We start from the raw sequence: 23,644 nt of genomic DNA, 5'->3' as shown, positions 1-23,644 counted from the left end.
TATGACGAGCGGATCGGGAAGAAGTTCCTGCGCGCCGGGATCGGCTTCGGCGGCGGCTGCCTGCCCAAGGACATCCGCGCGTTCATGGCCCGCGCCGGCGAACTCGGCGTGGACCAGGCGCTGACGTTCCTGCGCGAGGTCGACTCGATCAACATGCGCCGCCGCGCCCACATGGTCGAACTCGCCCGCGAAGCCTGCGGGGAGACCTTCCTCGGCCGCCGGATCGCCGTCCTGGGCGCGACGTTCAAGCCCGACTCCGACGACGTACGCGACTCCCCCGCCCTCAACGTCGCCGGGCAGATCCACCTCCAGGGCGGCCAGGTCACCGTCTACGACCCCAAGGGCATGGACAACGCCCGCCGGGAGTTCCCCACGCTGCGCTACGCCGACTCCGCCGAGGACGCCGTCCGCGGCGCGGACGTCGTGCTGCACCTCACCGAGTGGAGCGAGTTCCGCAGCCTCGACCCGCGCCGGCTCGCCCGGGCCGCCGGGACCGCGCACCTCATCGACGGCCGCAACACGCTCGACCCGGCGCCGTGGCGCGCCGCGGGCTGGACATTCAGAGCCATCGGCCGCCCCGAACTCTGAACCGTCCCACCCACCGGGCACCGCCCCCACACGGACAGGAACTCCCCCCGCCATGAAGCACCTCCTCATCCGCTCCGGCAAGAGCCCGTTCCACGTCCCGACGCGGACCGAGGTCGTCCAGCAGGACCTCATCGGCACCAACGCCGGGAACCTGGTGTTCAGCGACGCCACGCACAAGCTGCTCCAGGTTCCCGGCACCGAGGTCGTCTCCAACGGCATCAAAACGGACTACTCCAAGGAGCGCGCGGCAGAGATCAACGAGCAGTACGACGCCTTCGTCGTCCCGCTCGCCAACGCCTTCCGCCCGTCGTTCGAGCCGTCGCTGGGCCGGCTCAGCAGACTCATCGAGCAGCTCACCGTCCCCGTCGTCGTCATCGGCGTCGGCGCCCAGGCCGGCACGGACTACGACACCGAGCGCCTGCAGGCCATCGAGCCGTCCGTCAAGCGGTTCATGAAGGCGGTGCTCAAGCGGTCCGCGTCCGTGGGCGTACGCGGCGAGCTGACCGCCGACTACCTGAAGGGACTCGGCTACAAGGACAAGGACGTCGAGGTCATCGGCTGCCCGTCGATGTTCCTCCACGGCGACACCTTCCCCGCGGTCCGCAGGCCCGAGGGCGGGATCACCGACGCCTCCCGCATCGCGGTCAACGTCTCGCCGGACGCTCCCCGCGTCGGCCCGATCGCCGCCATCGTGCAGCGCGCGTACGAGCGCTTCGCCGACCTGACGTACTACGCCCAGAACCTCACCGACGCCGAACTGCTGCTCTGGGGCGACACCTCCGTCGAGAAGGGCACGGCGGCCGAACTGCCGAACCGCGCGTCGCACGGCCTGCTGCGCGACGACAAGATGCGGGTGCCCACCGACCCGTACCGCTGGATGGCCGAGCTGCGCGAGCACGACTTCGCCTTCGGCACCCGCATCCACGGCAACATCACCGCGCTGCTTGCCGGCACCCCCGCCGTCGTGCTCGTCCACGACTCGCGCACCCTCGAACTCTGCCGCTACTTCGGCATCCCGCACGAGATGCTGGCCGACCAGCCCGCCGACCTGGACCCGGCGGACCTGTACGAGAAGGCCGACTTCGCCGGGCTGGAGAACGGCCACCAGGAGCGCTGGGACCGCTTCGCCGGCTTCCTCGACCGCAACGGCCTGAAGAACACCTACACCCACGGCGACCGCGGCGCGGCCTTCGAGGAGCGCATGGCCGGCCTCGACCTGCCGCCCTCGATGCGGCTGTGGGACGGCGCAGAAGACGGCGCCAACCGCTACCGCGTCTCCTGGCTGCACGAGCGCGCCGAGATCATCCGCAAGCGGCAGGACGGGGCGGCGCGCCGCATCGGCGAGCTGAAGGAGCGCAACGAGGAGCTGACCGCGCAGGTCGAGCGGCTGGAGAAGCAGCTCGCGGGGCTGGAGCGGCGGGTCAACGCCATGGGCGCGCGTTCGCGCCTCGGCATCTTCAAGCGACGGGGCGGGAGAGGCTGATGGCGCAGCGGCAGGGGGCGCTCCCGCCGGGTACCCGGCTGGTGCACATCGGGCCGCACAAGACCGGCACCACGACGCTGCAGGGGGCCTTCCACCGCGGGCGGCGCGCGCTGGCCGCCCACGGCGTGCGGTATGCCGGCGCCACACGGCAGCCCGCGCACGCCGCCTCCGCGATCGCCGGCGGGACGCCCGTGAACAGCCTGGAGGCGCCGACCATGGCGCACTGGGAGAAGCTGTGCGCGGAGGTCGCCGGTGCGGGGCGGCGGCGCCGGGTCGTCATCAGCAGCGAGCGCTTCGCCAACGCCGACGACGACGCGGCGCGTGCGGTGGTCGACGGGCTCGGCGGGGAGCGGGTGCACGTCGTCGTCACGCTGCGACCGCTGGTGAAGATCCTGCCGTCGCAGTGGCAGGAGTACATCAAGTCCGGTCACCACCACACGTACGACAAGTGGCTCGACGGGATGCTGCGCAGACCGCCCTACCGGAAGCCGACGCCGTCGTTCTGGCGGCGCCACCGGCACGACGAGCTGGTGGCGCGCTGGGCGAAGGCGGCCGGCGCGGGCAACCTGACGGTGGTCGTGGTCGACCAGGCCGACCCGCTGGCGCACCTGCGCGCCTTCGAAGGGCTGCTGGGACTGCCGGACGGGGTGCTTCAGCCGGAGCAGGACGGGTTCACCAACCGGTCGCTGACCGCCGGGGAGGTGGAGCTGCTGCGGGTGGTGAACCGGGAGCTGGTCAGGGCCGAACGCCCGGCGGCGGAGCGCAAGCTGGTCCGCGAGGAGCTGGTGCGCCGGCTGCGCGGCGCGTACGTGCCGAAGGGGGACGCGGACCGGATCGCCACACCGGCGTGGGCGCGGCAGGCGGCGGCGGAGGTCAGCGCGGAGATGGTGGCGGGGATCAGGGCGTCGGGGGTACGGGTGGTGGGGGACCTGGACTCGCTGGTGCCCCAGACGCGCGCCGCGGGCGCCGCGGACTCCGCCGCATCCGCGGACTCTGCGGAGTCCGGCGACGGGCGCCGGTTGTCGGTGGCCGCGGCGTACGCGGCGGTGACGGGCGCGCTGCTGGCGGCGGCCGAGGCTCCGTAGCGCAGGGACAGCCGGGGCCGGGGACCCGGCGCCGCGGGCGGGCGGTGGCGGCGCCACCCGTCCGGGCCTCGGGGCTTTGCCCCGGGCGCCCGCGCCGGGACCAGTCGACGGTTCCGCCGTGCCGGCGGGCGCGGGGCCGCGCTGCGCCACTGGAACGCCGGCACCTCCCGGGGCCGGGGGCGAGGCCCCGGGTCCCGCGCTCGGCGCGCCGCGCCCCGGGCTGCGGCTGGCCATCTGCACCGCAGGGTCGGCCGGTGCACTCCGCGGACGGCCGGGCCGGGTCACCCCGGGGCCGACCGCAGGTCCAGCGTGCGTGACAGATAGGCGTGCAGCAGCGTCCGCGTCTCCGCCAGCAGCGCCGCGTCGCCCTCGGGGTCGGTGCGGAAGGCGAGTTGGAGCAGCGCGTCGGCCGCCTCGACCGCCACCAGGCACGCGCGCTGGAGCGACGCCGTCGCCGGCAGGGACAGCCGCTCCGCGAGGATGTCGCACAGCCGGGCCGCCACCGGGTCGTTGGCCTCGAAGTCGACCTGCCGGAAGCCGGGGACCGTACGCATCATCGCGACGTACTCCGCGAGCATCGAGTCCAGGATGCGCCGCCAGTCGGCCTGCGCGGGCTCGGCGGCCAGCCGGCGGGTGATGCGGCCGGTGAAGTCGTCGAGGTTGCGGGCGGCGAGGGCGTCGGCCAGCGCCCGCTTGTTGGGGAAGAAGCGGTAGACGGAGCCGATGGGCACGCCCGCGCGGTCGGCGACGGCGCTGGTCGTCAGGTCCTCGTAGCCGGTCTCGTCGAGGAGTCGGGCGCAGGCGTCGAGTATCCGGGCCAGCCGCTCGGCGCTGCGCTGCTGGACGGGGGTGCGGCGGAGGGAGGGGGTGCTCACGTCGTCCATGGTGCCCGACCTCCGGTGCTACGCGGCCAGCAGGAGGGTCAGGCCGCCGACGGTGTAGCAGACCATCAGCGCGAGCAGCGGCAGTTGGCCGGCGACGGCGCGGGCGGGCGGGAAGAGGCGGACGGCGCGGTCGTGGGCGGCGATCACGCCGAGGACGTGGCCGGTAACGACGGCGGTGACCTGGAGCGCGGCGAGGCCGCCGGGGGAGAGCGGGGGGTCGGCCGGGGCCGGGTTGTCAGTGCCGGATGCGATCGTGAGGGTACGCGGGCCTTCGGTGACGAAGAGCGTGAAGTAGTGGGCGACGAGGTAGCCGAGCGCGATGGGCAGGAGGGAGTGGGCGAAGGCGGCCAGCGGGTGGGCGAGGCGGCCGGAGACCAGCCGCACGGCCGCCGCGCAGGCGGCGTAGAGGACGGCGACGAGGACGATGGCGGCGAGCAGTCCGAGCGTGGCGGTGGTGGTGCGGCCGAGGGAGGAGGTCTGCAGGGTGTCGATCCAGGAGGGGGCGGCGGAGAAGCCGTCGTAGGCGGTGGAGCCGAGGAGTACGCACAGGACGGCGGTCAGCCCCGGGACGGCGGGGGTGGCGTCGAGCCCGGCGAGGGGGGAGCGCAGGACGAGCAGGCCGTCGGCGGGGCGGCGGCCGACGGGGGCGAGCCGGGCGAGCAGGGCGCTGTACGCCTCGAAGGGGTCGCACCGCGCGAACCAGCGGTCGCCGCAGACGGCCGCGCCGGTGAGCTGGACGACGGCGTGGGCGGCGAGGAAGGCGGACAGTGCGGCGGTGGCGGTCGGTTCCGGGGCGGCCAGCTCCAGCCAGGCGAACGCCAGCAGCCCGGCGGCGGCGGGCCGGTGGCCGAGTCGGGCGGGCAGCGGGCGGCCGGCGGCCGGATCGCGGCCCAGGGCGCGGCAGGCGAGGGCGTGGAGGGTACGGAGCGGGTTGAGCAGGCGCCATACGGGGCCGAGGAGGACGGACGCGGGGACCAGGCCGACCCACATCAGGACGTAGACCGCGCCGGGCGCGGGGTTGCGGGCGGGGTCGTCGGGGCCGAGGAGCAGGTGGCCGGCGACGAACGCGGCGGCGGCGAGTCCGGCGCCCGCGGCGGTGCGGCGCAGGGCGGGCGCGGCGGCCAGGCGCTGCACGGCGCGGGGCAGCGGGCGGCCCGCGGTGGCGCCGGCGTAGCGGGGTTGTGGCCACAGCAGGCCGAGTGCGAGGAAGGAGGCGAGCAGGGCGGCGAAGCCGCCGGCGTAGGCGTAGAAGGCGGGTATCGGCAGGTCCTGGGTGCTGCCGACGCCGTGGGCGAGCGGCATCAGCGCACCATGAGCTGGGTGAGGACGAGACCGGATTCGTGCGTCTCGACGTCGAACAGCCCGGTGCGGTCCGCGGTGAACGTCAGCTCGGCGGGCTCGCCGGCGCGCAGTCCGGCGGTCTCGTCGTAGCCGTGGACGTGCAGTTCGTCGTCGGTGTCGCTGGTCACCCGGAGGGTGACACGCTCACCGCGTCCCACCTCGGTGCGGCCGGGCGCGGGGCTGACCCGCCCGTCCCGTACGGCGATCTCGACGGTGGTGCCGGCGTCCGAGCCGTTGGCGCCGCGGTCGGGCACGTGGGTCGCGGGCGGGACGGACCCGGTGGCGACCTCGTGGCCGGTGCCGGGCTTGTGGTGGGTGTCGCCGCGGGCACAGCCGACGGCGAGGAGGGCGCCGGCCAGCAGAAGCGCCGCGGCGGCGGCCAGGCGTGCGGCGGGGGAGGGGGAGCGGGAGGAGGCGGGGGCGGGGGAGAGAGGGCGGCGGCTCATGCGAGCCCGGCTTCCGGCGCCGGGCCGCCGGCGCCCGGCCGGGGCTCCGGGCCGGCGTGTCCCGGCCGGCGGCCCGGGCCCGCCGCCCGGCGGCCCGCGTCCGGGGCTGCCTGCGCAGGCCGTGAGTCCGGCCCGGGATCCGCCTTGCGCTCCACTCCCGGACGCGCCTCCGGGCGCGCCTCCGGATCCGCCGGATCCGCGCCGGAGCCCGCCACCGGTTTCTCCGCCGACGGCTCCGCCGCGGGCGCCCGTCTGGCCACCGCGATCACCGCCCAGACCACCCACACCAGCCCCAGCAGCGTCCGCAGCCACGCCGGGCTCAGCGGTATCCACGGGATCAGCAGCACCGACTTGTCGAAGGCGTCCAGCAGCGTCAGCGCGCCCATCGCCACCGTGACCCAGGTGAACCCCGGCCGCCCGGGGGCCGGCCGGGCCCGCAGCCGCAGCCCGGTCGCCGTCCACCACGCACCGGTCAGCACCAGTGCGACGACCGGCACCCACGTGTGCGCATACGAGCCCGCCGACCCCACGACGTCGAGCACCAGCCCCGCCGCCCCCGCCACCGCGGCGCCCGCGGCCACCGCGTCGCGCCGCAGCAGCCGCCACCACAGCACCCCGCCGACCAGCCCCAGCACCACCGCCACGGCCAGTGCGATCTGCACCTCGATCCGCTCGATGCCCCGCGCCCCGTACCAGTCGCACCCCGCCGGCAGCTTCCGCGCCTCGACGTCGTACTCCGCGCACACCAGCAACTGCGCCAGCTTCACCGGCTCGCCGACGATCCGGTCCGAGCCGCCCGAGACGTCGCCCGGCCGCGAGCCGCACTCCGGCAGCGTGCGCGGGCTGGACGCCCCCACGTCCCCCTGCCAGCAGTTGCCCCCGCCCTGCCCGTCCCAGTACACGTCCGTCTTGTTGGGCCGCTCGTTGCCCGCGCGGTCGACGCCGAGGTGGTTGTCCGCGTAGCGGTTGTGGTGCGAGGTGTCGAGCTGCTTGCCGAGCGCGTTCTCGCCGCGGATGAACGCGGGGACGGCGTTGAGGTAGAACGCCGTGCGCTGGTGGCCGTAGATCCAGTTGTCCTGGTAGACGTTCCAGTTGCCGCCCGCGGTGATGATGCCGCTCCCGGGCGGCATGGATATCTGCGGGCAGACCACGCCCTGCTCGTAGCCGCGCTCAGCGGGCGGCTTGGCGCAGGTGCCGTCGGCGACGTACGGGTAGTAGTTCTGGTTGTTGTCGTGGATCAGGTTCCGCTCGAACTTCGCGTGGTTCTGCGGCAGTCCGGGGTGCCCGGGGAAGGCGCTGTCCATGGAGGCGCCGCCCATGTTGTGGTCGAACTCGTTGTCGTGCACCCAGACGGAGTCGCCCGCGGTGCCGGAGTAGCCGACCATGTTGTGGTGGCTGCGGCAGCCGCTGATCTCGATGGAGTACCGGGGGACGTCGTAGCCGCGGCCGTCGTTGATGTCGGAGGCGCTGCCCGGGTAGATGCCGGAGTCGCCGTTGCCGTACGACTCGCAGTCGCGGTACCGGCCGTGGTCGGAGGCGAAGGTGAGGAAGCCGTACTCGTCGTTCCACCGGGTGAGCACGTCGTCGATGGCGAAGCCGTCGGCGGCCAGCACGTACAGCGAGTTGAACGTGGAGCGCTGCGCGGTGAAGTTGCGGAAGTAGACACCGTCGGCGGAGTCCGCGCGGATGACGTTGAGCTTGCGGTACTGGCCGTCGATGACGACGTCGCCGCGGTCGGCGCCGGTGCCCTCGATCTGCAGGTCCCGCTTGCCCGTGATCGCGACGAGGTTCTGGTTGTGCGGGCAGCGCTGCTGCTGCGCGTACGACAGGATCTGGTACCCGAAGCCGGACCGCGGCGCCTTCAGCCGCGCGCACGCGCCCGTGGGCTTCGGCCGGCTGGGCTCCTCCAGATAGACGCCGGGCAGCACGGCGATGGTCATGCCGGGCTCGTCGACGGCGTCCACGGCCTGCTGGAGGTGCTCGTAGCCGCGGTCGCGGCAGCGGTCGTACAGCCGGAGGTTGCGCTCGCGCAGGGCGGCGGGGAAGTCGGCGATGCGCGCTTCGAAGTCCGCCCGGCCGGGCTTGCAGACCAGCAGGTCGGGCTCCTCGTCCCGGTACTCCGGCACGCTGCCGGTGCCGTCGGGGAACTCGACGGGGCGCTCCTCGTGTGCGGCGGCGGGGGCGGCGGTGAGCAGCAGCGCGCCCAGCGCGACGAGCGGGAGAAGGGCCGTTCGGACCTTACGCGTCCACGACATGGCGGAAGAGTAGAGCAACATTCATCTTTTGTGACCCCTCCGGGTACGCACCGGTAGTTCCGGCCGCCGCGCGTGCCCCGCGTACCCGTGCCGAAGGGGCCGGCCGTCGCCCGGCCGGCCCCTCCGTCGCATGCCGTCCCGCGCTACGCGGTGTTGTTCGCCAGCGCCAGCAGCCGGTCCCGGCTGCCGTTGAACTTGTCGCGGTCGACGTTGCCGGAGATGCCGCTCACCCGGCCGGTGCTGGTGTACTGCCACACCGTGTAGAAGGGGAACCCGTTCGGGATGGTCGGGCTGTGGGCGGACGTCCAGTGCGCGACCCACAGCGGGCTGCGCGTCGACATCCCGCTCCAGTTGCCGGTGCAGGTGTTCCACCAGCTCGGGCTGGTGTAGATGACGACGTCGCGCGTGGTCCGGGACTTGTACGTGTTGTAGAAGTCGAGGATCCAGTTGCGCATCGCGGTCTGCGAGAGCCCGTAGCACTGCGAGCCCGAGGGGTTGGACTCGATGTCCAGCACGCCGGGCAGCGTCAGGTTGTCGCGGGACCAGGCGCCGCCATTGGAGGCGAAGAAGTTGGCCTGGGTCGCGCCGCTGGAGGAGTTCGGCCGGGCGAAGTGGTACGCGCCGCGGATGACTCCGGCGCGGTACGCCGCCGGGTAGTTGGTGTTGAACGACGGGTCCTTGTAGGACGTGCCTTCCGTCGCCTTCATCCAGGCGAACTGGATGCCGGCGCCGCGCACCGACGACCAGTTGATGCTGCCCTGCCAGTGCGAGACGTCGATCCCCTGCACGCCGCTGGTGTGGTCCAGCGGGCTGTACTCGGGGGGCGACTGCTGCTTCTCGACCCCCATGCCCATGTACGCGTGGCCCAGCGGCACGGGGTTCTTCTTCTTCGTGTCGTTGCCGTCCGCCGGTGAGGACGCGGCCGACGGGGCGGTGAGTCCCGCGACCAGGGCGAGGGATGCGCCCAGGACGACGGCGGCGCGGGTGCGGCCGGCGCGGCGGGAGACGAGGCGGTTCTTCAGTGATCTGTGCAAGTGCATCGCGGCCTCCTGGCACTCGTGTGTGCTCTGTGGGGGTGGGGAGAGGCGGTGCTGGATGGTGCTGTACGGACAGACCGGTGTTCTGATGCGAACACGACAAGAGTGACGCATAGGAACGCCGGTCTGAGAAGGGGGGACCGCCACCCTTTATGGTCCAGTCCAGTGACGCGTGCGCTGAGCTGCGGTTACCGGAGCGGAAATCGTCAACTTTCATGGGGTGAAAGCCGAAACGAAGAATAGCATTTCAGTCACGTAGCGTACCGTATCGGACACGCTGAGTGCCTCGGATGCTGGTAGTGTCCGAACCTGCTCCGGACCTGCCCCGAATCGCTCGGCAGTGGTCGAAACTGGCCGGACGGTCGCTTCCGTGCACACGTCGTGACGCCCTGCAAGGGGGTGGAACCGCTGGTCAGGCGCAGCCCAACCCACCGGCACATACCACGACAACCCGCCTGACCAGTGCAAACCCCCTGGTGAGTGGGTGGCGTCCTGCGGGGTGGTGTTGCGGACCCGGGTCATGACTCTGCGGATCGTGGTCCCGCCGGTGGGCTGGCCCGCGAAGGTGCCCGGCGCTTCCGTCGCGGGCAGCGGCCCCTTTGTCGCGCGCGGCGCCCGGGAGCCCGCCGCGTGCGTGTAGGTGAGCGAAAGTCGGCCCCGATGGGTGATTTGCCCTGGTTTTGCGGGCGGGGTACCGCGGGTTTGTCACGGCGAGGCGCATACGCGCGGCCGAGAGTTCATCCCGCGCCGCATCCGCCTCCCGGACCCTGCCGCCGCCGTTCCTCTGTGCACTCACGCGGGCACCTCCACTCCATGAATCCAGCGCGGACCGATATCAACGCCGCGCGTCGCAAGGACCAGAGCGCGCCGCCGCTCCCGCTGCCGACGCGCCTCCTCCCGACGCTCATAGGCCAATACGCACGGCCGGACGATCCCGATGTCCTCACCACCCACCACACGCGCACACGCCACAGGCGCAGTCGGACGATCCAGGCGACAGGCGGCCGGCCTTGAGCCGGCCTCTCGGTGACGCCCGGGGGCAGGCAGTAACCGCCGCAGCAGCGGCACGAACAGCCACGCGATAGCTTGGAACACGTCGTCAACCTCCTGGGGTTGAGGGCCACGCCCCCGGACCGTATGCAGCGCGGTCGCGGGGGTTCTGGTCGGTGAGGTCTGCCAGCGGCAACCACACGTGAGTTGGTCACCTCACGCGCTCCGGGCGCTGGGGCCGGGATACGCGGGCACGGGAACCGAGCGCTGTCATGAGCGAGGCGAGCAGAGATTCACACTCCGCGCGCGACAGGACGAGATCAACGCGGCTGCGGCATTCGTCGATCGCGTATAAGGCCAGCGGGATGCGGGTTTCCCCTGTGGTGTCATCAACGGTGGGTAGTTCATCGCGCAGGGGTGATGCGTGCGAGTGCAGGCCCATAGACATGGATCGCCTCGTTCGGTTGACGCTGCGGCAGGTGCGTCACCGTAGGGACCCACACAGCAGAACAGGGGGACAGCATGTCCCCCTGTCCCTTAACGTCCCCTGGTCAGGCGGGTGCGACCCCGACGGATTCAGCGAGTCGGCCGGCCTCTTTGCGCATGGCGCGCGGCGCGGAACGCCACAAGTCAGCGGCTGCGACGCGCGCCGACGGGGTGTATGTCACGGTCTCGGCGCCGATCTGATGGGCCATCTGCATGACATGCAGGGCGGCGGTTCTGTCGCCTCGCTGAAGGTGACCGCGTGCCACCTCGACCCACAGCCGGGCGCGCCGCTCGCGGGAGGGCATCACATCGGGATCCAGATCGTCCGCGAGCCCAAGAGCCTTACGAGCCTTGCGTAGATCGGTTGCCACGCTGATGGCGTGGAAGTCGACGTTAGCTCGGCCGAACACGGGCCTTGGGCAGGGATGCAGTGCTCTGATGCTTCTATTACCTGGTTGGGCCGTACCCGCTTATGCCGAGAGCGGCAGGCAGCACCCTGACGTGCGATGCCTCACCCAGAATCCGCATGGCTGCGTGCGGCCTACGTAGACACGTCCCTGGTGACCCGGGTCGGCCCGCTGCACGCCGACCAGGATCGTCGCCGCTGAGCGGTCCTGTTCCCGCCCCCTGCCCCGTCCGGGCCCGGCACGGGGCTGCGTGCCCCGTAGCCCGGGTCCTGCGGAATCCGCCGTCCCGGCCGGAGGTCAGAGCGTGCTGTCCTGCCAGGCCCGGTGGAGGGCCGCGAAGCGGCCCCGGTCGGCGATCAGCGTGGCCGGGGGGCCGTCCTCCACGATGCGGCCCCGGGACATCACCAGGACCCGGTCCGCGATCTCCACCGTCGACAGCCGGTGGGCGATGACCACCGCCGTGCGGCCGTGCAGTACCGTGCGCATCGCCCGCTGGACCGCCTGTTCGCCCGGGATGTCCAGCGACGACGTGGCCTCGTCGAGGATCACCACCGCCGGGTCCGCCAGCAGCGCGCGGGCGAACGCGACCAACTGGCGCTGGCCCGCCGAGATGCGCCCGCCGCGCTTGCGCACGTCGGTGTCGTAGCCGTCCGGAAGCGCCGTGATGAACTCATGGGCGCCCAGCGACTCCGCCGCCGCCTCGATCTCCTCGCGGGTCGCGTCCGGGCGGCCGATCGCGATGTTCTCCGCCACCGTGCCCGAGAAGAGGAACGCCTCCTGCGTGACCATCACCACCCCGCGCCGCAGGTCCGCGTTCGCGATCTCGCGCAGGTCCACCCCGTCGAGCAGGACCCGGCCCGCGCTCGGGTCGTAGAACCGCGCCAGCAGCTTGGCCAGCGTCGACTTCCCCGCCCCCGTCGAACCGACGACCGCGACCGTCTGCCCGGCCGGCACGGTCAGGTCGAAGCGGGGCAGCACCTCGCCGCCCGTACGGTACGAGAAGCCGACCCCCTCGAAGCGCACCTCCCGGCCCGGCAGCCCCTCCTCGCACGCCGGCAGCGGGCGCGGCTGCGCCGGCTCCGCGACGCCCGGCCGCTGCGCCAGCAGCCCGGCGATCTTCTGCAGCGAGGCCGCCGCCGACTGGTAGGAGTTGAGGAACATCCCGAGGCGGTCGATCGGGTCATACAGCCGCCGCAGATACAGCACCGCCGCGGCCAGCACGCCCAGCGCGAGATCGTCCTCGGCCACGCGGTACGCGCCCCACAGCACGATGGCCGCCACCGCGGTGTTCGCGGTCAGCCGGGAGGAGACGACGTAGCGGGCCATCTCCAGGATGGAGTCGCCGTTGACCCGCTCGTGGTCCCCGTTGAGGCGGTCGAAGTCCGCGTCGTTCGCGCGCTCCCGGCGGAACGCCTGCACCGGCCGGATGCCGTTCATCGTCTCGACGAACTTCACGATCACCTGGGCGATCGCCGTCGACCGCTTGGTGTAGATCTTGATCGAACGCCGCTGGAAGCTGCGGATCAGCGCGTACAGCGGTACGAACGACAGCAGCGCCGCGCCGCCCAGACCCAGGTCGAGCCAGAGCAGCAGCGCGGAGATGTACACCACCTGCAGCACGACGACGATCAGTTCCTGGAGCCCCTCGCTCAGCAGCTCGCGCAGCGACTCCACGTCGCTGGTGGAGCGGGAGATGAGCCGGCCGGAGGTGTAGCGGTCGTGGAAGTCGACGTCGAGGACCTGCGCGTGGCGGAAGATCCGGCCGCGCAGGTCCAGCAGCACGTCCTGGTTGATGCGCGCGGCGGCGCGCACGAAGGTGTGCTGGAGCAGCCCGGAGGCCAGCGCGCAGACCGCGTACGCGATGCCGACGGCGATCAGCGGGCCGTGGTCGTCGCGGCGCAGCGCGGGCACGGCATGGTCGATGGCGTACGCGACGAGCAGCGGGCCCGCCTGCACCGCGGCCTGCTGCAGCAGGATCAGCACGGTCGCGGCGGCGACCCGGCGGCGGTGCGGGGCGAGCAGGGAGCCCAGCAGCGAGCGGGACGCGCCCTCGGGCGCGGGCAGCAGGTCCTGGTCGAAGGGGTCGGTCCGCGGGTGCGGTCGGTCCTCCTCCGGCTCCTCGCCGCCGGGTCTCTCGGTGACCGTCGCCGTCATCGCCGCTCCCCCTCCGCCTCGCCGCGCGCGCTGGTGCCCGCGCCCGCCTGAGGTGCCTTCTCCTCGGTCACGCCCGCCATCAGCGCGCGGTACTCCGCGCTGCCGTGCAGCAGTTCGTCGTGCGTGCCCACCGCCGCGACCCGGCCGCCGGACAGCAGCGCCACCCGGTCGGCGAGCAGCACCGTCGAGGGGCGGTGCGCCACCACCAGCGCCGTGGTCGTCGCCAGCACCCGCCGCAGCGCGGCCTCGACCAGTGCCTCGGTGTGCACGTCGAGCGCCGACAGCGGGTCGTCCAGCACGAGGAAGCGCGGCCGGCCCACGATCGCCCGGGCCAGCGCGAGGCGCTGCCGCTGGCCGCCGGAGAGGCTGAGCCCCTGCTCGCCGACCTCCGTGCGGTGGCCGTCCGGGAGCTGGTGGACGAAGTCGGCCTGCGCGATGTCCAACGCCCGCAGCAGGTCGTGCTCCTCGGCCCCGTACGCGCCCATGAGCACGTTCTCGCCCGCGGTGGAAGAGAAGAGCGTCGGCTCCTCGAACGCCACGGCGACCAGCTCGCGCAGCTCGTCGCGGGGCAGGGCGGTGATGTCGCGGCCGTCGAGGCTGACGCGGCCGGCGGTCGGCTCGTACAGCCGCGGGACGAGCGCGGTGAGCGTCGTCTTGCCGCTGCCGGTGGCGCCGACGAGGGCGAGGGTCTCGCCGGAGCGCACGTGCAGGTCGACGCCGTCGAGTACGGGCGCGGCGTCCGGCCCGGCGTCGGGGTGGCGGAAGACGACGCCGGCGAAGCGGATGCCGTCCGCGGCGCCGGGCGCGGGCCCGGTGCGCTGGGCCGGCACGGCGGGGACCGGGGCGGCCGGCGGGACAGTGGCTGCCGTGCGGTCCGCGGCTGCCGTGCGGTCCGCGGCGTCGGCCTTGGGCTCGTCCATCACCTCGAAGTAGCGGTCCGCCGCGGTCGCCGCCTCGTTGCACATCGCCAGCAGGAACCCGATCGACTCCACCGGCCAGCGCAGCGCCATCGCCGTCGACAAGAACGCCACCAGCGTCCCCGCCGACAGGTCCCCGTCCGCCACCTGCACCGTGCCCAGCACCAGCGCCGCGCCGACCGCCAGCTCCGGCAACGTCATGATCAGCGCCCAGATCCCGGCCAGCAGCCGCGCCTTGTGCAGCTCCGTGGCGCGCAGCTCACGGGTCAGCCGGCGGAACGCCTGCGCCTGGCTGCGGTGCCGGCCGAAGCCCTTGACGATACGGATGCCCAGCACCGCCTCCTCGACCAGCGTCGTCAGATCGCCGACCTGGTCCTGCGCCCGGCGCGCGGCGCCGAAGAAGCGCCGCTCGAAGGCCGAGCAGAGCGCCACCAGCGGGATCACCGGCGCCAGCAGCACCAGCCCGAGCGTCCACTCCTGGGCGAGCAGGACCGCGCAGCCGACCGCGATCGTGGTGCCGTTGACGACCAGGAACGTCAGCGGGAAGGCCAGGAACATCCGGATGAGCTGGAGGTCCGTCGTGCCGCGGGAGAGCAGTTGGCCGGACGCCCAGCGGTCGTGGAAGGACACCGGCAGCCGCTGCAGGTGCCGGTACAGGCTCGCCCGCATCGCCGCCTCCACCCCGGCCAGCGGGCGCGCCACCAGCCAGCGGCGGAAGCCGAACAGCGCCGCCTCCGCGATGCCGAGGCCGAGGATCAGCAGCCCGCCGAGCCACACGCCCGCCGGGTCACGGTCGGCCACCGGGCCGTCCACGAGCCACTTGAGCACCAGCGGGATGACCAGCCCGATACAGGACGCGACGATCGCGACGCCGGCCGCGGAGAACAGCCGCACCCGCACCGGGCGGACGTACGGCCACAGCCGCAGCAGCGAGCGGACCGCCGAGCGGTCCTCCTCGCCGTCCGCCGGCGGTCCTGCGCGGCCTGGGCCGGTGACTGCGGTGGTCGGGGAGTCGGCGGGATCGGGCTCGTCGGTGCGTATGTCGGCGGCAGGCATCGCCTCCGAGCCTACGTAAGCGCAGGCTGAGCCCTCACCTCGTTTTCCCGTCTCTCCCGTCTCTCCCGTCTCCTGACCCGTCGGTGCGGGCGGCGTCCGGCTGCGCGGCAGCCGGTCCGAGAGGACCTCTCCGGCTGCCGTCCGCCCTGCACAGGTTGCGTATCGCCGGTACGGACAGCAGCGCGCCCGCCGTCAGCAGCGCCACGGCGCCGTCGACCACCAGCACCGCGTGGGCGCTGAGCAGCCCCGAGGCCGGCCCGGCGAGCGCGTTGCCGACGGGCAGCATGGCGAGCGAGCCGGCGATCTCGTACGCGTCCACCCGGCTCAGCGCCGCGGGCGGTGAAGAAGAGACCGAACTCGCGGCTGCGCAGGGTCCGCGGGGGCAGCCCCGGGTGCCGCGCGGGGGAGCCGGGCGGGGACGAGCCGGCGGACGGGGACGCGGACGGGGACGCAGGCGAGGACGCAGACGGGGACGAGGAGGTCATCGGGGTGCAGTGTCACCCGGTGCACCCCGGGGCGCCACCGGACTATCGCGGCGCAAGCTGCCGCGGGCCTGTATCAGTTGGGACCGAACAGTGACAATCGCGTGGCGTCGCATCTTCGTGGCTGGGGATACCTTGAACGCAAAGGCGCGTTTGGACCACGCGCGGGGGAATTCTGGCTCGGTGTGGCCGAGGGGAGAATGCGGCGTTGAAGGTGGAGCGGATACGAAGGGGACGTACCCGGAACAGCCTGGCGGCGCTGCTGACCGGGGCCGTGCTCGTCCTGGTGACGGCGTGCGGGGGATCCGACGGCGGAGACGACGACGGCGACGGCGGCAAGAGCGGCGGGAAAGGCGCGGGCAGTGAGCAGAAGGCGTCGCAGGCCGTCGTCCAGATCACGCCCAAGGACGGCGCCGACGCCGTCGGCACCCGGGGCGAGCTGAAGGTCACCGCCGAGAAGGGCAAGCTCGTCTCCGTCAAGGTGGCGGACGAGAAGGGCGCCGAGGTCGAGGGGGAGATCTCGAAGGACGGCGCCGAGTGGAAGCCGGCCGGCCATCTGCGTACGCAGACCAAGTACAAGGTGCACGCCGTCGCGCAGGACGCCGACGGCCTGGAGGCCGCCAAGGACGCCTCGTTCACCACCTTCGTGCCGGAGAACTCCTTCATCGGCTACTTCACGCCCGAGGACGGCAGCACCGTCGGCGTCGGCATGCCGGTGTCGATCAACTTCAACCAGCCGATCGCGAACATGGCGGAGGTCGAGGAGGCCATCGAGGTCACCGCCGACCCCGGCGTCGAGATCGAGGGCCACTGGTTCGGCAACCAGCGCCTGGACTTCCGCCCCGAGGAGTACTGGGAGCCCGGCACCGACGTGACGCTCAGCCTGCGCCTCGACGGCGTCGAGGGCGCGGACGGCGTCTACGGCAAGCAGCAGAAGGACGTCACCTTCGAGATCGGCCGGCGCCAGGTGAGCACGGTCGACGCCAACAGCAAGAAGATGAAGGTCGAGCGCGACGGCCGCGTCATCAAGACCATCCCGGTGACCACCGGCGCACCGTCCACCCCGACGTGGAACGGCAAGATGGTGATCAGCGAGCAGGCCGAGGTCACCAGGATGAACGGCGAGACGGTCGGCTTCGGCGGCGAGTACGACATCAAGGACGTGCCGCACGCGCAGCGCCTGTCCACCTCCGGCACGTTCATCCACGGCAACTACTGGTCCGGCCAGGCCACGTTCGGCTCGGCCAACGCCAGCCACGGCTGCATCGGCCTGTACGACGCCCGCGGCGGCGGCGACAAGTCGACGCCGGGATCCTGGTTCTTCCGCAACTCCCTGATCGGCGACGTGGTCGAGGTGAAGAACGCCAAGGACGAGGTCATCGCCCCGGACAACGGCCTCAACGGCTGGAACATGTCCTGGGAGGAGTGGACCGCACCGCAGTGACGGAAGGCGGCGGCGACCGCCCGTCCGGCAGGTGAAGACGGCCCGTCCCGCGGGGCCCGGTGTGTGAGCAAGCGCACCGGGCCCCGCGGCGTTAATGAGCGCTAACGTGTGGTGGCATGACTGCATACCTGGAGGTCGCCGAGGGCGTCGGTACGCTGCGCCTGGACCGCCCGCCCATGAACGCCCTGGACATCGCCGTCCAGGACCGGATCCGCGCGCTCGCCGACGAGGCGGCCGGCCGTGACGACGTACGCGCCCTGGTGGTGTGGGGCGGCGAGAAGGTCTTCGCCGCCGGCGCCGACATCAAGGAGATGCAGGCGATGGACCACGCGGCCATGGTCGCGCGGAGCCGCGGCCTGCAGGAGTCGTTCACGGCGCTGGCGCGGGTGCCCAAGCCCGTCGTCGCCGCGGTCAACGGGTACGCCCTGGGCGGCGGCTGCGAGCTGGCGCTCTGCGCCGACATCCGGATCGCCGGGGAGAGCGCGAAGCTGGGGCAGCCGGAGATCCTGCTCGGGCTGATCCCGGGCGCGGGCGGCACGCAGCGGCTGGCCCGGCTGATCGGGCCCGCGCGGGCCAAGGACCTGATCTTCACGGGCCGGATGGTCAAGGCCGACGAGGCGCTGACGCTCGGGCTCGTCAACCGCGTGGTGCCGGACGCGGAGGTGTACGAGCAGGCGCACGCCTGGGCCGCGCGGCTCGCCAAGGGGCCCGCGATCGCGCTGCGGGCGGCGAAGGAGTCGGTGGACCACGGGCTTGAGGCGGACCTGGAGACCGGGCTCGCGCTGGAGCGGAGCTGGTTCGCGGGGCTGTTCGCCACCGAGGACCGCGAGACCGGGATGCGCAGCTTCGTGGAGAAGGGCCCGGGGAAGGCGGAATTCCGCTGAGCCGCACCCGGCTGGCGGCGACGCTCCGTGACCACTACCCCCGCCCGGGGGTAGTGAACGCCTGAAGTGAGACTTCAGTGATTCGGGCGTTTTGCGGCCGTGCGGCCGTTGTCTGCAGGGGATTTGCGCAGGTCAGCGAGGTGGGAGCGAACCCGATGGCGCTGGCATATGCCAGAGTGTGCTCACGGAAAGTAGGCTTCCGCAGGACTTGTTGGCGCGGAAATGCCCCCAAAGCCGTCCGCCCGCGCCATCATGAGGCCATGGCGGGCCTTGAGGACATCCAGCAACTCCACCGGGAACAGCCGGCGCGTCCGGCGCCCCTCGCTGTACGGCAGCCGTGCGGACCCCTGCCGCGACCGCTGCCGTCGCCCGCCTACCGGAGCTTCCCCACGCCCGCCCCGGCCGGTGCGGAGGGGGGCGCGGCCCCCGCGCCCGTCGAGCTGTTGGGCAATCCGGCCGTCGGGGAAGTGCGGCTGCCCTCACGGCCCGAATCCGCCTCGACCGCCCGCCGGCTCTCCGAAGCGGTGGTCGTCGGGCACTGGGGGATGTCGCCGCGGTTCGCCGAGCACGCCGTGCTGCTGGTCTCCGAACTCGTCGGCAACGCCGTACGGCACACCGGGGCGCGCACGTTCGGGCTGAGCATGTCGCGGCGGCGCGGCCGGATCCGGATCGAGGTGCGCGACCCCTCGCGCGCGCTGCCGTGCCTGATGCCCGTACGCGACATGGACACCAGCGGACGCGGGCTGTTCCTGATCGACCAGGTCGCCGACCGCTGGGGCGTGGACCTGCTGCCGCGCGGCAAGTGCACCTGGGTCGAGCTGCGGGTGCCCGAGCGGGGGTAATCGCCGGCCGGCCGGGGTGGGAGCGCAGCTCAACAGCGGTTACCTTGGGGTCACATGACGGACCTCGGGATCGACTTCGCGCAGCAGGTGCTTGACGAGCAGCCGTTCAGCCGGCTGCTCGGCGCCCGGATCACCGCGTTCGCGGACGGCGCCGCCACGCTGGAAGTGGACATCCGCGACGACCTGCGGCAGCAGTTCGGCTACGCGCACGGCGGGCTGCTCGCCTACGCCGCCGACAACGCGCTGACGTTCGCCGCCGGCACGGTGCTGGGCCCGGCCGTCCTCACCGGCGGCTTCTCCGTCCAGTACCTGCGCCCGGCGCGGGACGGCACGCTGCGGGCCGAGGCGTACGTGGTGCACGCGGGCCGCCGCCAGGCGGTCTGCCGCTGCGACATCTACGTGATCAACGGGACGGCCGGGACGAACGGGACGGACACCGCGGCCGGGACGGACGCCGCGGACGGCGGGCCCGGCGGCGAGCTGTGCGCGGTGGCGCAGGGCACGATCCTCACCGCCCCGCCGCGCGCAGACACCTAGCCCGGCAGCCCCCCGCGGCTCAGGGGCGGCGCCCGGTCAGTCCCAGCAGCCGCGTCTGCGCGTCCGCGTCCGGCGGCACCGGCACCGGGTCGGCGAAGAGCCCGCTGGCCGCCAGCATCGCGGCCTGCGGCTCCACCTGCGCCAGCGCGAACTCCGCCAGCTCCACGGGCAGCACGTCGTCCGCGCCGATGCCCCGGGCCAGGTCCCAGGAGTGCACGACGGCATCGACCGCCATCTCCAGGCAGTACGACTCCGCGGGGCTGTCCCCGTAGCTCAGGTGCACCGTACGGGCCAGGGCGACCGGCTCCGCGAAGGCGGCGCGGGCATCGGCGGCGGCGGCGTCCCAGGCGGCCACCGGGTCGTCACCGAGCTGATCGCCGTCGAACTCGTCGCCCATGTCCTCCGGCCTTTCCCGGGCGAGCAGCGGCGGCACCCACAACTGCTCGACGACCATGTGGTTGACGAGGTCCCGCACGCTCCACTCCGTACACGGCGTGGGCGCCGCCCACTGGTCGGGTCCGACCTGGTGGACGTGCTGCGCGAACTGGTCGAGCGCGGCGGCGTGCAGGGCCAGGGTCTCTTCGTGTGCCATGTGCCCACGGTAAGGCCGGGCACCGACAGCCCGCCCGCCGAGCGGGTCCGGCCGCCCGCCGGGCGCCCCCGGTCCCCGCGCCGCGGGCCCGTTCCCCGCTCGTGGCAGCCGGCGTGCGTGCGGCTCGGCGCAGGCTCTCGCCGCCTCGTGCGTTCGGGTGACCGGGAACGCCTCCCGGAGCGTGACGACGTGGCTACCGTGGTGCAGGGCAGGTGCGGTCTGACCACCCGGGGTCCGGTGGGGGGATGCGATGGCGACAAGCGGACACGGAGGCGGGCAGTTGCCGCGGCTCCAGCTCGATCAGCTCCTCGACGAGCTGCAACTGCGCATAGACGAGGTGCGGGGCACCCGCGATCGCGTGCACAGCCTGCTGGAGGCGGTGCTCACGGTCGGCAGGGAGCTGGACCTGCGCCAGGTCCTGCGGCGGATCGTGGAGGCCGCGGTGGCGCTGGTCGACGCCGAGTACGGGGCGCTCGGCGTGATCGAACAGGGCGAGCGGCTGGCGCAGTTCGTCCCCGTGGGGGTCTCCGCCGAGGAGTGCGAGCGGATCGGCCCGCTGCCGCAGGGGCACGGCGTCCTCGGGGAGCTGATCCGGCATCCGGAGGCGCTGCGCATCCAGGAGCTGCGGGACCACCCGTCCTCGTACGGCTTCCCGGCCGGGCACCCGCCGATGCGCTCCTTCCTCGGCGTGCCCATCCGGGTCCGCGACGAGGTCTTCGGCAACCTCTACCTGACCCAGAAGCGCGGCGCCGAGGAGTTCGACGGCGAGGACGAGGCGGTCCTGTCGACGCTCGCGGTGGCCGCCGGCGTGGCGATCGAGAACGCCCGGCTGTACGAGGAGGCCCGCCGCCGGCAGCGCTGGATCGAGGCCAGCGGCGAGGTGACCAACACCCTGCTCTCCGGTGCCCGGCAGGAGGAGGTGCTGGGCCTGATGCTGGACCGGGCCCGCAGCATCCTCAGGGCCGACCTCGGCACCGTCGCGCTGCCCGCGGAGGGCGCCGACGAGCTGCGTGTCGCGCTCGCCCAGGGCACCGCCGCGGGCGTACTCGAAGGATCCACGCTGCCCATGAAGAGCACGCTGTCCGGCGCCGCCTTCACCAGGGTGGAGCTGGTGATCAGCGACGACGTGACGAAGGACCCGCGGATACGGGACAGCGAGCTGCCGGTCCACGGCATCGGCCCGGCCCTCGCCGTGCCGCTGGGCACCAGCGACGGGCTGCGCGGCGTGCTCCTCGTCGGCCGGAAGGCGGGCGGCGAGCGCTTCGGCCCGGAGGAGACCGACGCGCTCGTGGGCTTCGCCGGGCAGGCGGCGGTGGCCATGGAGCTGGCCCAGCGGCGCCGCGACGCCGAGCAGCTCGCGCTCTTCGAGGACCGCGACCGCATCGCCCGGGACCTGCACGACCTGGCCATCCAACGGCTTTTCGCCACCGGGATGACGCTGCAGAGCGCGGTGCGCTTCGTGACGCACGAGGAGGGCACCGAGCGGCTGCTGCGCGCCGTGGACGACCTGGACGAGACCATCAAGATCATCCGTACCACGATCTTCGGTCTGCGCCGGCACGAGCACGGGCCCACCGCGCAGGGCCTGCGGCTGCGCGTGCTCAGCCAGGTCAAGGACTCGGTCGCCGCCCTCGGGTTCACGCCGGTGCTGCGCACCGAGGGGCTGCTCGACACCGACGTGCCGGCGCCGGTGGCCGACCATCTCGTGGCGGTGCTCGGCGAGGCGCTGTCCAACGCCGCCCGGCACGCGGGCGCGTCGGCGGTCGGGATCACGGTGGTCGCCGGGCAGGGCCTGGTCGCGCTGACGGTGACGGACAACGGGCGCGGCCTGCCGGAGGGCGGGCGGCGCAGCGGGCTGGCGAACATCGCGGAGCGGGCCCGGCGGCTCGGCGGCGAGCTGGCGCTCGACCCGCCGCCCGGTGGTGGTACGCGCCTGGTGTGGCGGGTGCCGCTGGACTGCCGGGCGGGGGAGGCCGGCGCCGCGGCGGAGCGGGCGGCCGGGTACGGGGACGGAGCGGCCGGAGCCGGGGGAGCGGACGGAGCGGATCGCGCGGGCGGCACGGGCGGGAGCGCCGCGGACCCCGGCCGGGCGTGAGACGGCGCGGCGCAGCGGCCCGCGGCGGGGCGTACCGCCGGGACGTGCGGCGGGGCGTACTGCGGGTGCGCGGCGGGGGCGTACGGCCGGCGTCACGCGCCCGGCGGGCGCCGGGCCTTGCTGGCGAGCAGCGCCGCCTGGATACGGCGCTCCACACCCAGCTTGGCCAGCAGCCGGGAGATATGGTTCTTCACCGTCTTCTCCGACAGGTAGAGCCGCTGGCCGATCTGCCGGTTCGTCAGGCCCTCGCCGATCAGCTCCAGGACGTCGAGTTCGCGCGGCGACAGCGCGGCGACCGCCGCATTCCCCGGCGCCGGAGGGGTGTCGCGGCGCAGGCTGGTCATCAGCCGGGCGGTGGTGGCGGGGTCGAGCATGGACTGCCCCGCGGCCACGGTCCGTACCGCGGAGACCAGGTCGCCGCCCTTGATCTGCTTGAGCACGTAGCCGGCGGCGCCCGCCATGATCGCGTCGAGCAGCGCGTCGTCGTCGTCGAAGGACGTCAGCATCAGGCACGCGAGGCCGGGCATCCGCGAGCGCAGCTCGCGGCAGACCCCGATGCCGTCGCCGTCCGGCAGCCGTACGTCCAGCACGGCGACGTCGGGCCGCAGCGCGGGCCCGCGGGCGACCGCCTGTGCGAACGTGCCCGCGTCACCGGCCACTTCGATCCCTGGCTCGGACTCCAGCAGGTCGCGCAGGCCGCGCCGGACCACCTCGTGGTCGTCGACGAGGAAGACCCTGATGGGCCGGGCCGCCGAGAATTGCCTCTCCACTGTCACGTCGGGCACCTTTCAGCTCCTGCTCGGCTGGATCGATCGTCCTCGGCCGCCGTGCGCGGGGGTAGGGCCGAACGGACCCATGGCCTGGCGGGTTTGGGCGACCGCGTCCGCCCGATACTCGCCGGAACGGGGCCCGGAGTGCGACAGTCGATGCGAGGGCATTTACTCGGGCGTACGGGAAGCGGATGGGGGTGCCGATGGCCGCGGGAGCGGGGCGCAGGGGGCCGCGCCGCCGGGTACGGGCGGTGTGGAGCCGGCGCAACCCCTTCAGACGGCGTACGGACGTGTGGGAGGGCTGGGCGACGTTCGGTGCCGTCGCGGTGTTCGTCCTCGGCGGCAGCGCGGGTGCCTGGGCGGCGGCGTCCGCCGTCCACGGGGAGTTGAGCAGCCGCCGCGCGGAGGTGCACCGTACGAGGGCCGTGCTGCTTCAGGACACGCCGCCGCCGACGCTGCCGCGGGGCGGCGCCTGGTCCAGCAGGGAGGTGGTCGCCGAGGTGCGCTGGCGGGACGCGGACGGGCTGGCGCACACCGACCGCACCGTGGTGTCCGCCGGGCTGCCCGAGGGCTCGAAGGTGCGGATCTGGACGGACGCCGCGGGCCGGCACGCGGTGGACCCGCCGCCGCCCCCGGGGGACACCAGGGCGCAGAGCGCCGTGGCCGCGGGCGCGGTGGCGGGCGCGGTGGGTTGCCTGGCGTTCGGGTGCAGGACCGTGGTGCGCGTACGGCTGGACGCCAGGCGCGCGCAGGAGTGGGAGCGCGACTGGGCGCGGGTGGAGCCGTACTGGCGGCAGGGGAGCGCGGGACAGTCTGAGCGGTAGCGCGGTGGGCGCGCGTCGGCGGCCCGTGGGCGGGCGGACGAAGGT

General features: G+C 73.4%; 20 protein-coding genes. 9 read left to right on the top strand and 11 right to left on the bottom strand.

Annotated features, from left to right (window positions below; genetic code table 11):
- From B124_RS04345 to B124_RS04335, 3 genes are all read left to right on the top strand, one after another.
- The coding region (locus B124_RS04345; protein WP_496501272.1) for a UDP binding domain-containing protein at positions 1 to 588 on the top strand (588 nt) is incomplete at its 5' end.
- Between the two features lie 52 nt (positions 589 to 640).
- Entirely contained in the window at positions 641 to 2,071 is a 1,431-nt protein-coding gene (locus B124_RS04340) for a polysaccharide pyruvyl transferase family protein (protein ID WP_496501271.1), read from the top strand.
- Positions 2,071 to 3,156 carry a hypothetical protein gene (locus B124_RS04335; protein ID WP_496501270.1) on the top strand — a complete coding sequence of 362 codons (1,086 nt, stop codon included), beginning with the start codon at positions 2,071 to 2,073 and terminating at the stop codon, positions 3,154 to 3,156. Before B124_RS04340 ends, B124_RS04335 begins: the two co-directional genes overlap by 1 nt.
- A gap of 281 nt (positions 3,157 to 3,437) precedes the next feature.
- Here the strand turns inward: B124_RS04335 and B124_RS04330 are convergent, their stop codons facing one another.
- From B124_RS04330 to B124_RS04290, 9 genes are all read right to left on the bottom strand, one after another.
- Complete coding sequence (locus B124_RS04330) at positions 3,438 to 4,040, bottom strand: TetR/AcrR family transcriptional regulator (RefSeq protein ID WP_496501269.1); 603 nt, start codon at positions 4,038 to 4,040, stop codon at positions 3,438 to 3,440.
- An 18-nt stretch (positions 4,041 to 4,058) separates the two neighbouring features.
- Complete coding sequence (locus B124_RS04325) at positions 4,059 to 5,342, bottom strand: hypothetical protein (protein ID WP_496501268.1); 1,284 nt, start codon at positions 5,340 to 5,342, stop codon at positions 4,059 to 4,061.
- Positions 5,342 to 5,827 carry a cupredoxin domain-containing protein gene (locus tag B124_RS04320; RefSeq protein WP_496501267.1) on the bottom strand — a complete coding sequence of 162 codons (486 nt, stop codon included), beginning with the start codon at positions 5,825 to 5,827 and terminating at the stop codon, positions 5,342 to 5,344. Before B124_RS04320 ends, B124_RS04325 begins: the two co-directional genes overlap by 1 nt.
- On the bottom strand, positions 5,824 to 8,082 hold the full coding sequence (locus B124_RS04315) for a right-handed parallel beta-helix repeat-containing protein (RefSeq protein WP_496501266.1): 2,259 nt from the start codon (positions 8,080 to 8,082) through the stop codon (positions 5,824 to 5,826). Before B124_RS04315 ends, B124_RS04320 begins: the two co-directional genes overlap by 4 nt.
- A 143-nt stretch (positions 8,083 to 8,225) precedes the next feature.
- Positions 8,226 to 9,122, bottom strand: a complete 897-nt coding sequence (locus B124_RS04310; protein WP_496501265.1) for a lysozyme — start codon at positions 9,120 to 9,122, stop codon at positions 8,226 to 8,228.
- A 1,538-nt stretch (positions 9,123 to 10,660) separates the two neighbouring features.
- Positions 10,661 to 11,005, bottom strand: a complete 345-nt coding sequence (locus tag B124_RS04305) for a hypothetical protein (RefSeq protein ID WP_496501264.1) — start codon at positions 11,003 to 11,005, stop codon at positions 10,661 to 10,663.
- Positions 11,006 to 11,299: 294 nt separating this feature from the next.
- Positions 11,300 to 13,156, bottom strand: a complete 1,857-nt coding sequence (locus B124_RS04300; protein WP_496501263.1) for an ABC transporter ATP-binding protein — start codon at positions 13,154 to 13,156, stop codon at positions 11,300 to 11,302.
- A complete protein-coding gene (locus B124_RS04295; protein ID WP_496501262.1) occupies positions 13,153 to 15,129 on the bottom strand; it encodes an ABC transporter ATP-binding protein in 1,977 nt (658 codons plus the stop codon). The genes B124_RS04300 and B124_RS04295 overlap by 4 nt, the downstream gene beginning before the upstream one ends.
- Before the next feature lie 34 nt (positions 15,130 to 15,163).
- Positions 15,164 to 15,448, bottom strand: coding sequence for a hypothetical protein (locus B124_RS04290; protein ID WP_496501261.1), 285 nt, complete (start codon positions 15,446 to 15,448; stop codon positions 15,164 to 15,166).
- A 371-nt stretch (positions 15,449 to 15,819) separates the two neighbouring features.
- Between B124_RS04290 and B124_RS04285 the strand changes: the two genes are divergently transcribed.
- The 4 genes from B124_RS04285 to B124_RS04270 all read left to right on the top strand — a co-directional run bounded on the left by B124_RS04285 (position 15,820) and on the right by B124_RS04270 (position 19,318).
- Complete coding sequence (locus B124_RS04285) at positions 15,820 to 17,055, top strand: L,D-transpeptidase (RefSeq protein WP_496501260.1); 1,236 nt, start codon at positions 15,820 to 15,822, stop codon at positions 17,053 to 17,055.
- A gap of 116 nt (positions 17,056 to 17,171) precedes the next feature.
- Positions 17,172 to 17,939 (top strand): enoyl-CoA hydratase/isomerase family protein, encoded by a 768-nt coding sequence (locus B124_RS04280; protein WP_496501259.1) that lies wholly within the window; start codon positions 17,172 to 17,174, stop codon positions 17,937 to 17,939.
- Between the two features lie 260 nt (positions 17,940 to 18,199).
- Positions 18,200 to 18,781, top strand: coding sequence for an ATP-binding protein (locus tag B124_RS04275; RefSeq protein ID WP_496501258.1), 582 nt, complete (start codon positions 18,200 to 18,202; stop codon positions 18,779 to 18,781).
- A gap of 54 nt (positions 18,782 to 18,835) precedes the next feature.
- The gene (locus tag B124_RS04270; RefSeq protein ID WP_496501257.1) at positions 18,836 to 19,318 is read left to right on the top strand and encodes a PaaI family thioesterase; all 483 of its coding nucleotides are present in this window, start codon (positions 18,836 to 18,838) and stop codon (positions 19,316 to 19,318) included.
- Between the two features lie 19 nt (positions 19,319 to 19,337).
- Here the strand turns inward: B124_RS04270 and B124_RS04265 are convergent, their stop codons facing one another.
- Complete coding sequence (locus B124_RS04265; RefSeq protein WP_496501256.1) at positions 19,338 to 19,910, bottom strand: TIGR03086 family metal-binding protein; 573 nt, start codon at positions 19,908 to 19,910, stop codon at positions 19,338 to 19,340.
- Between the two features lie 250 nt (positions 19,911 to 20,160).
- Between B124_RS04265 and B124_RS04260 the strand changes: the two genes are divergently transcribed.
- Complete coding sequence (locus B124_RS04260) at positions 20,161 to 22,005, top strand: sensor histidine kinase (protein WP_496501255.1); 1,845 nt, start codon at positions 20,161 to 20,163, stop codon at positions 22,003 to 22,005.
- A gap of 92 nt (positions 22,006 to 22,097) precedes the next feature.
- On the opposite strand, the gene B124_RS04255 is transcribed toward B124_RS04260, so the two are convergent.
- A complete protein-coding gene (locus B124_RS04255; RefSeq protein ID WP_496501290.1) occupies positions 22,098 to 22,781 on the bottom strand; it encodes a response regulator in 684 nt (227 codons plus the stop codon).
- Positions 22,782 to 22,978: 197 nt separating this feature from the next.
- Here B124_RS04255 and B124_RS04250 point away from each other — a divergent pair, with 197 nt between their 5' ends.
- On the top strand, positions 22,979 to 23,599 hold the full coding sequence (locus B124_RS04250; RefSeq protein WP_496501254.1) for an Rv1733c family protein: 621 nt from the start codon (positions 22,979 to 22,981) through the stop codon (positions 23,597 to 23,599).
- Positions 23,600 to 23,644: the final 45 nt, after the last annotated feature.

The organism is Streptomyces sp. CNP082, assembly GCF_059570535.1.
This window is presented reverse-complemented; position numbering and strand designations above follow the sequence as displayed.

Coding starts and splice junctions, on each gene's coding strand:
- B124_RS04295 (WP_496501262.1), bottom strand. CDS start 15,129: ATGCCTGCCGCCGACATACGCACCGACGAGCCCGATCCCGCCGACTCC.
- B124_RS04250 (WP_496501254.1), top strand. CDS start 22,979: ATGGCCGCGGGAGCGGGGCGCAGGGGGCCGCGCCGCCGGGTACGGGCG.
- B124_RS04300 (WP_496501263.1), bottom strand. CDS start 13,156: ATGACGGCGACGGTCACCGAGAGACCCGGCGGCGAGGAGCCGGAGGAG.
- B124_RS04310 (WP_496501265.1), bottom strand. CDS start 9,122: ATGCACTTGCACAGATCACTGAAGAACCGCCTCGTCTCCCGCCGCGCC.
- B124_RS04275 (WP_496501258.1), top strand. CDS start 18,200: ATGGCGGGCCTTGAGGACATCCAGCAACTCCACCGGGAACAGCCGGCG.
- B124_RS04325 (WP_496501268.1), bottom strand. CDS start 5,342: ATGCCGCTCGCCCACGGCGTCGGCAGCACCCAGGACCTGCCGATACCC.
- B124_RS04340 (WP_496501271.1), top strand. CDS start 641: ATGAAGCACCTCCTCATCCGCTCCGGCAAGAGCCCGTTCCACGTCCCG.
- B124_RS04260 (WP_496501255.1), top strand. CDS start 20,161: ATGGCGACAAGCGGACACGGAGGCGGGCAGTTGCCGCGGCTCCAGCTC.
- B124_RS04320 (WP_496501267.1), bottom strand. CDS start 5,827: ATGAGCCGCCGCCCTCTCTCCCCCGCCCCCGCCTCCTCCCGCTCCCCC.
- B124_RS04335 (WP_496501270.1), top strand. CDS start 2,071: ATGGCGCAGCGGCAGGGGGCGCTCCCGCCGGGTACCCGGCTGGTGCAC.
- B124_RS04330 (WP_496501269.1), bottom strand. CDS start 4,040: ATGGACGACGTGAGCACCCCCTCCCTCCGCCGCACCCCCGTCCAGCAG.
- B124_RS04265 (WP_496501256.1), bottom strand. CDS start 19,910: ATGGCACACGAAGAGACCCTGGCCCTGCACGCCGCCGCGCTCGACCAG.
- B124_RS04315 (WP_496501266.1), bottom strand. CDS start 8,082: ATGTCGTGGACGCGTAAGGTCCGAACGGCCCTTCTCCCGCTCGTCGCG.
- B124_RS04270 (WP_496501257.1), top strand. CDS start 18,836: ATGACGGACCTCGGGATCGACTTCGCGCAGCAGGTGCTTGACGAGCAG.
- B124_RS04280 (WP_496501259.1), top strand. CDS start 17,172: ATGACTGCATACCTGGAGGTCGCCGAGGGCGTCGGTACGCTGCGCCTG.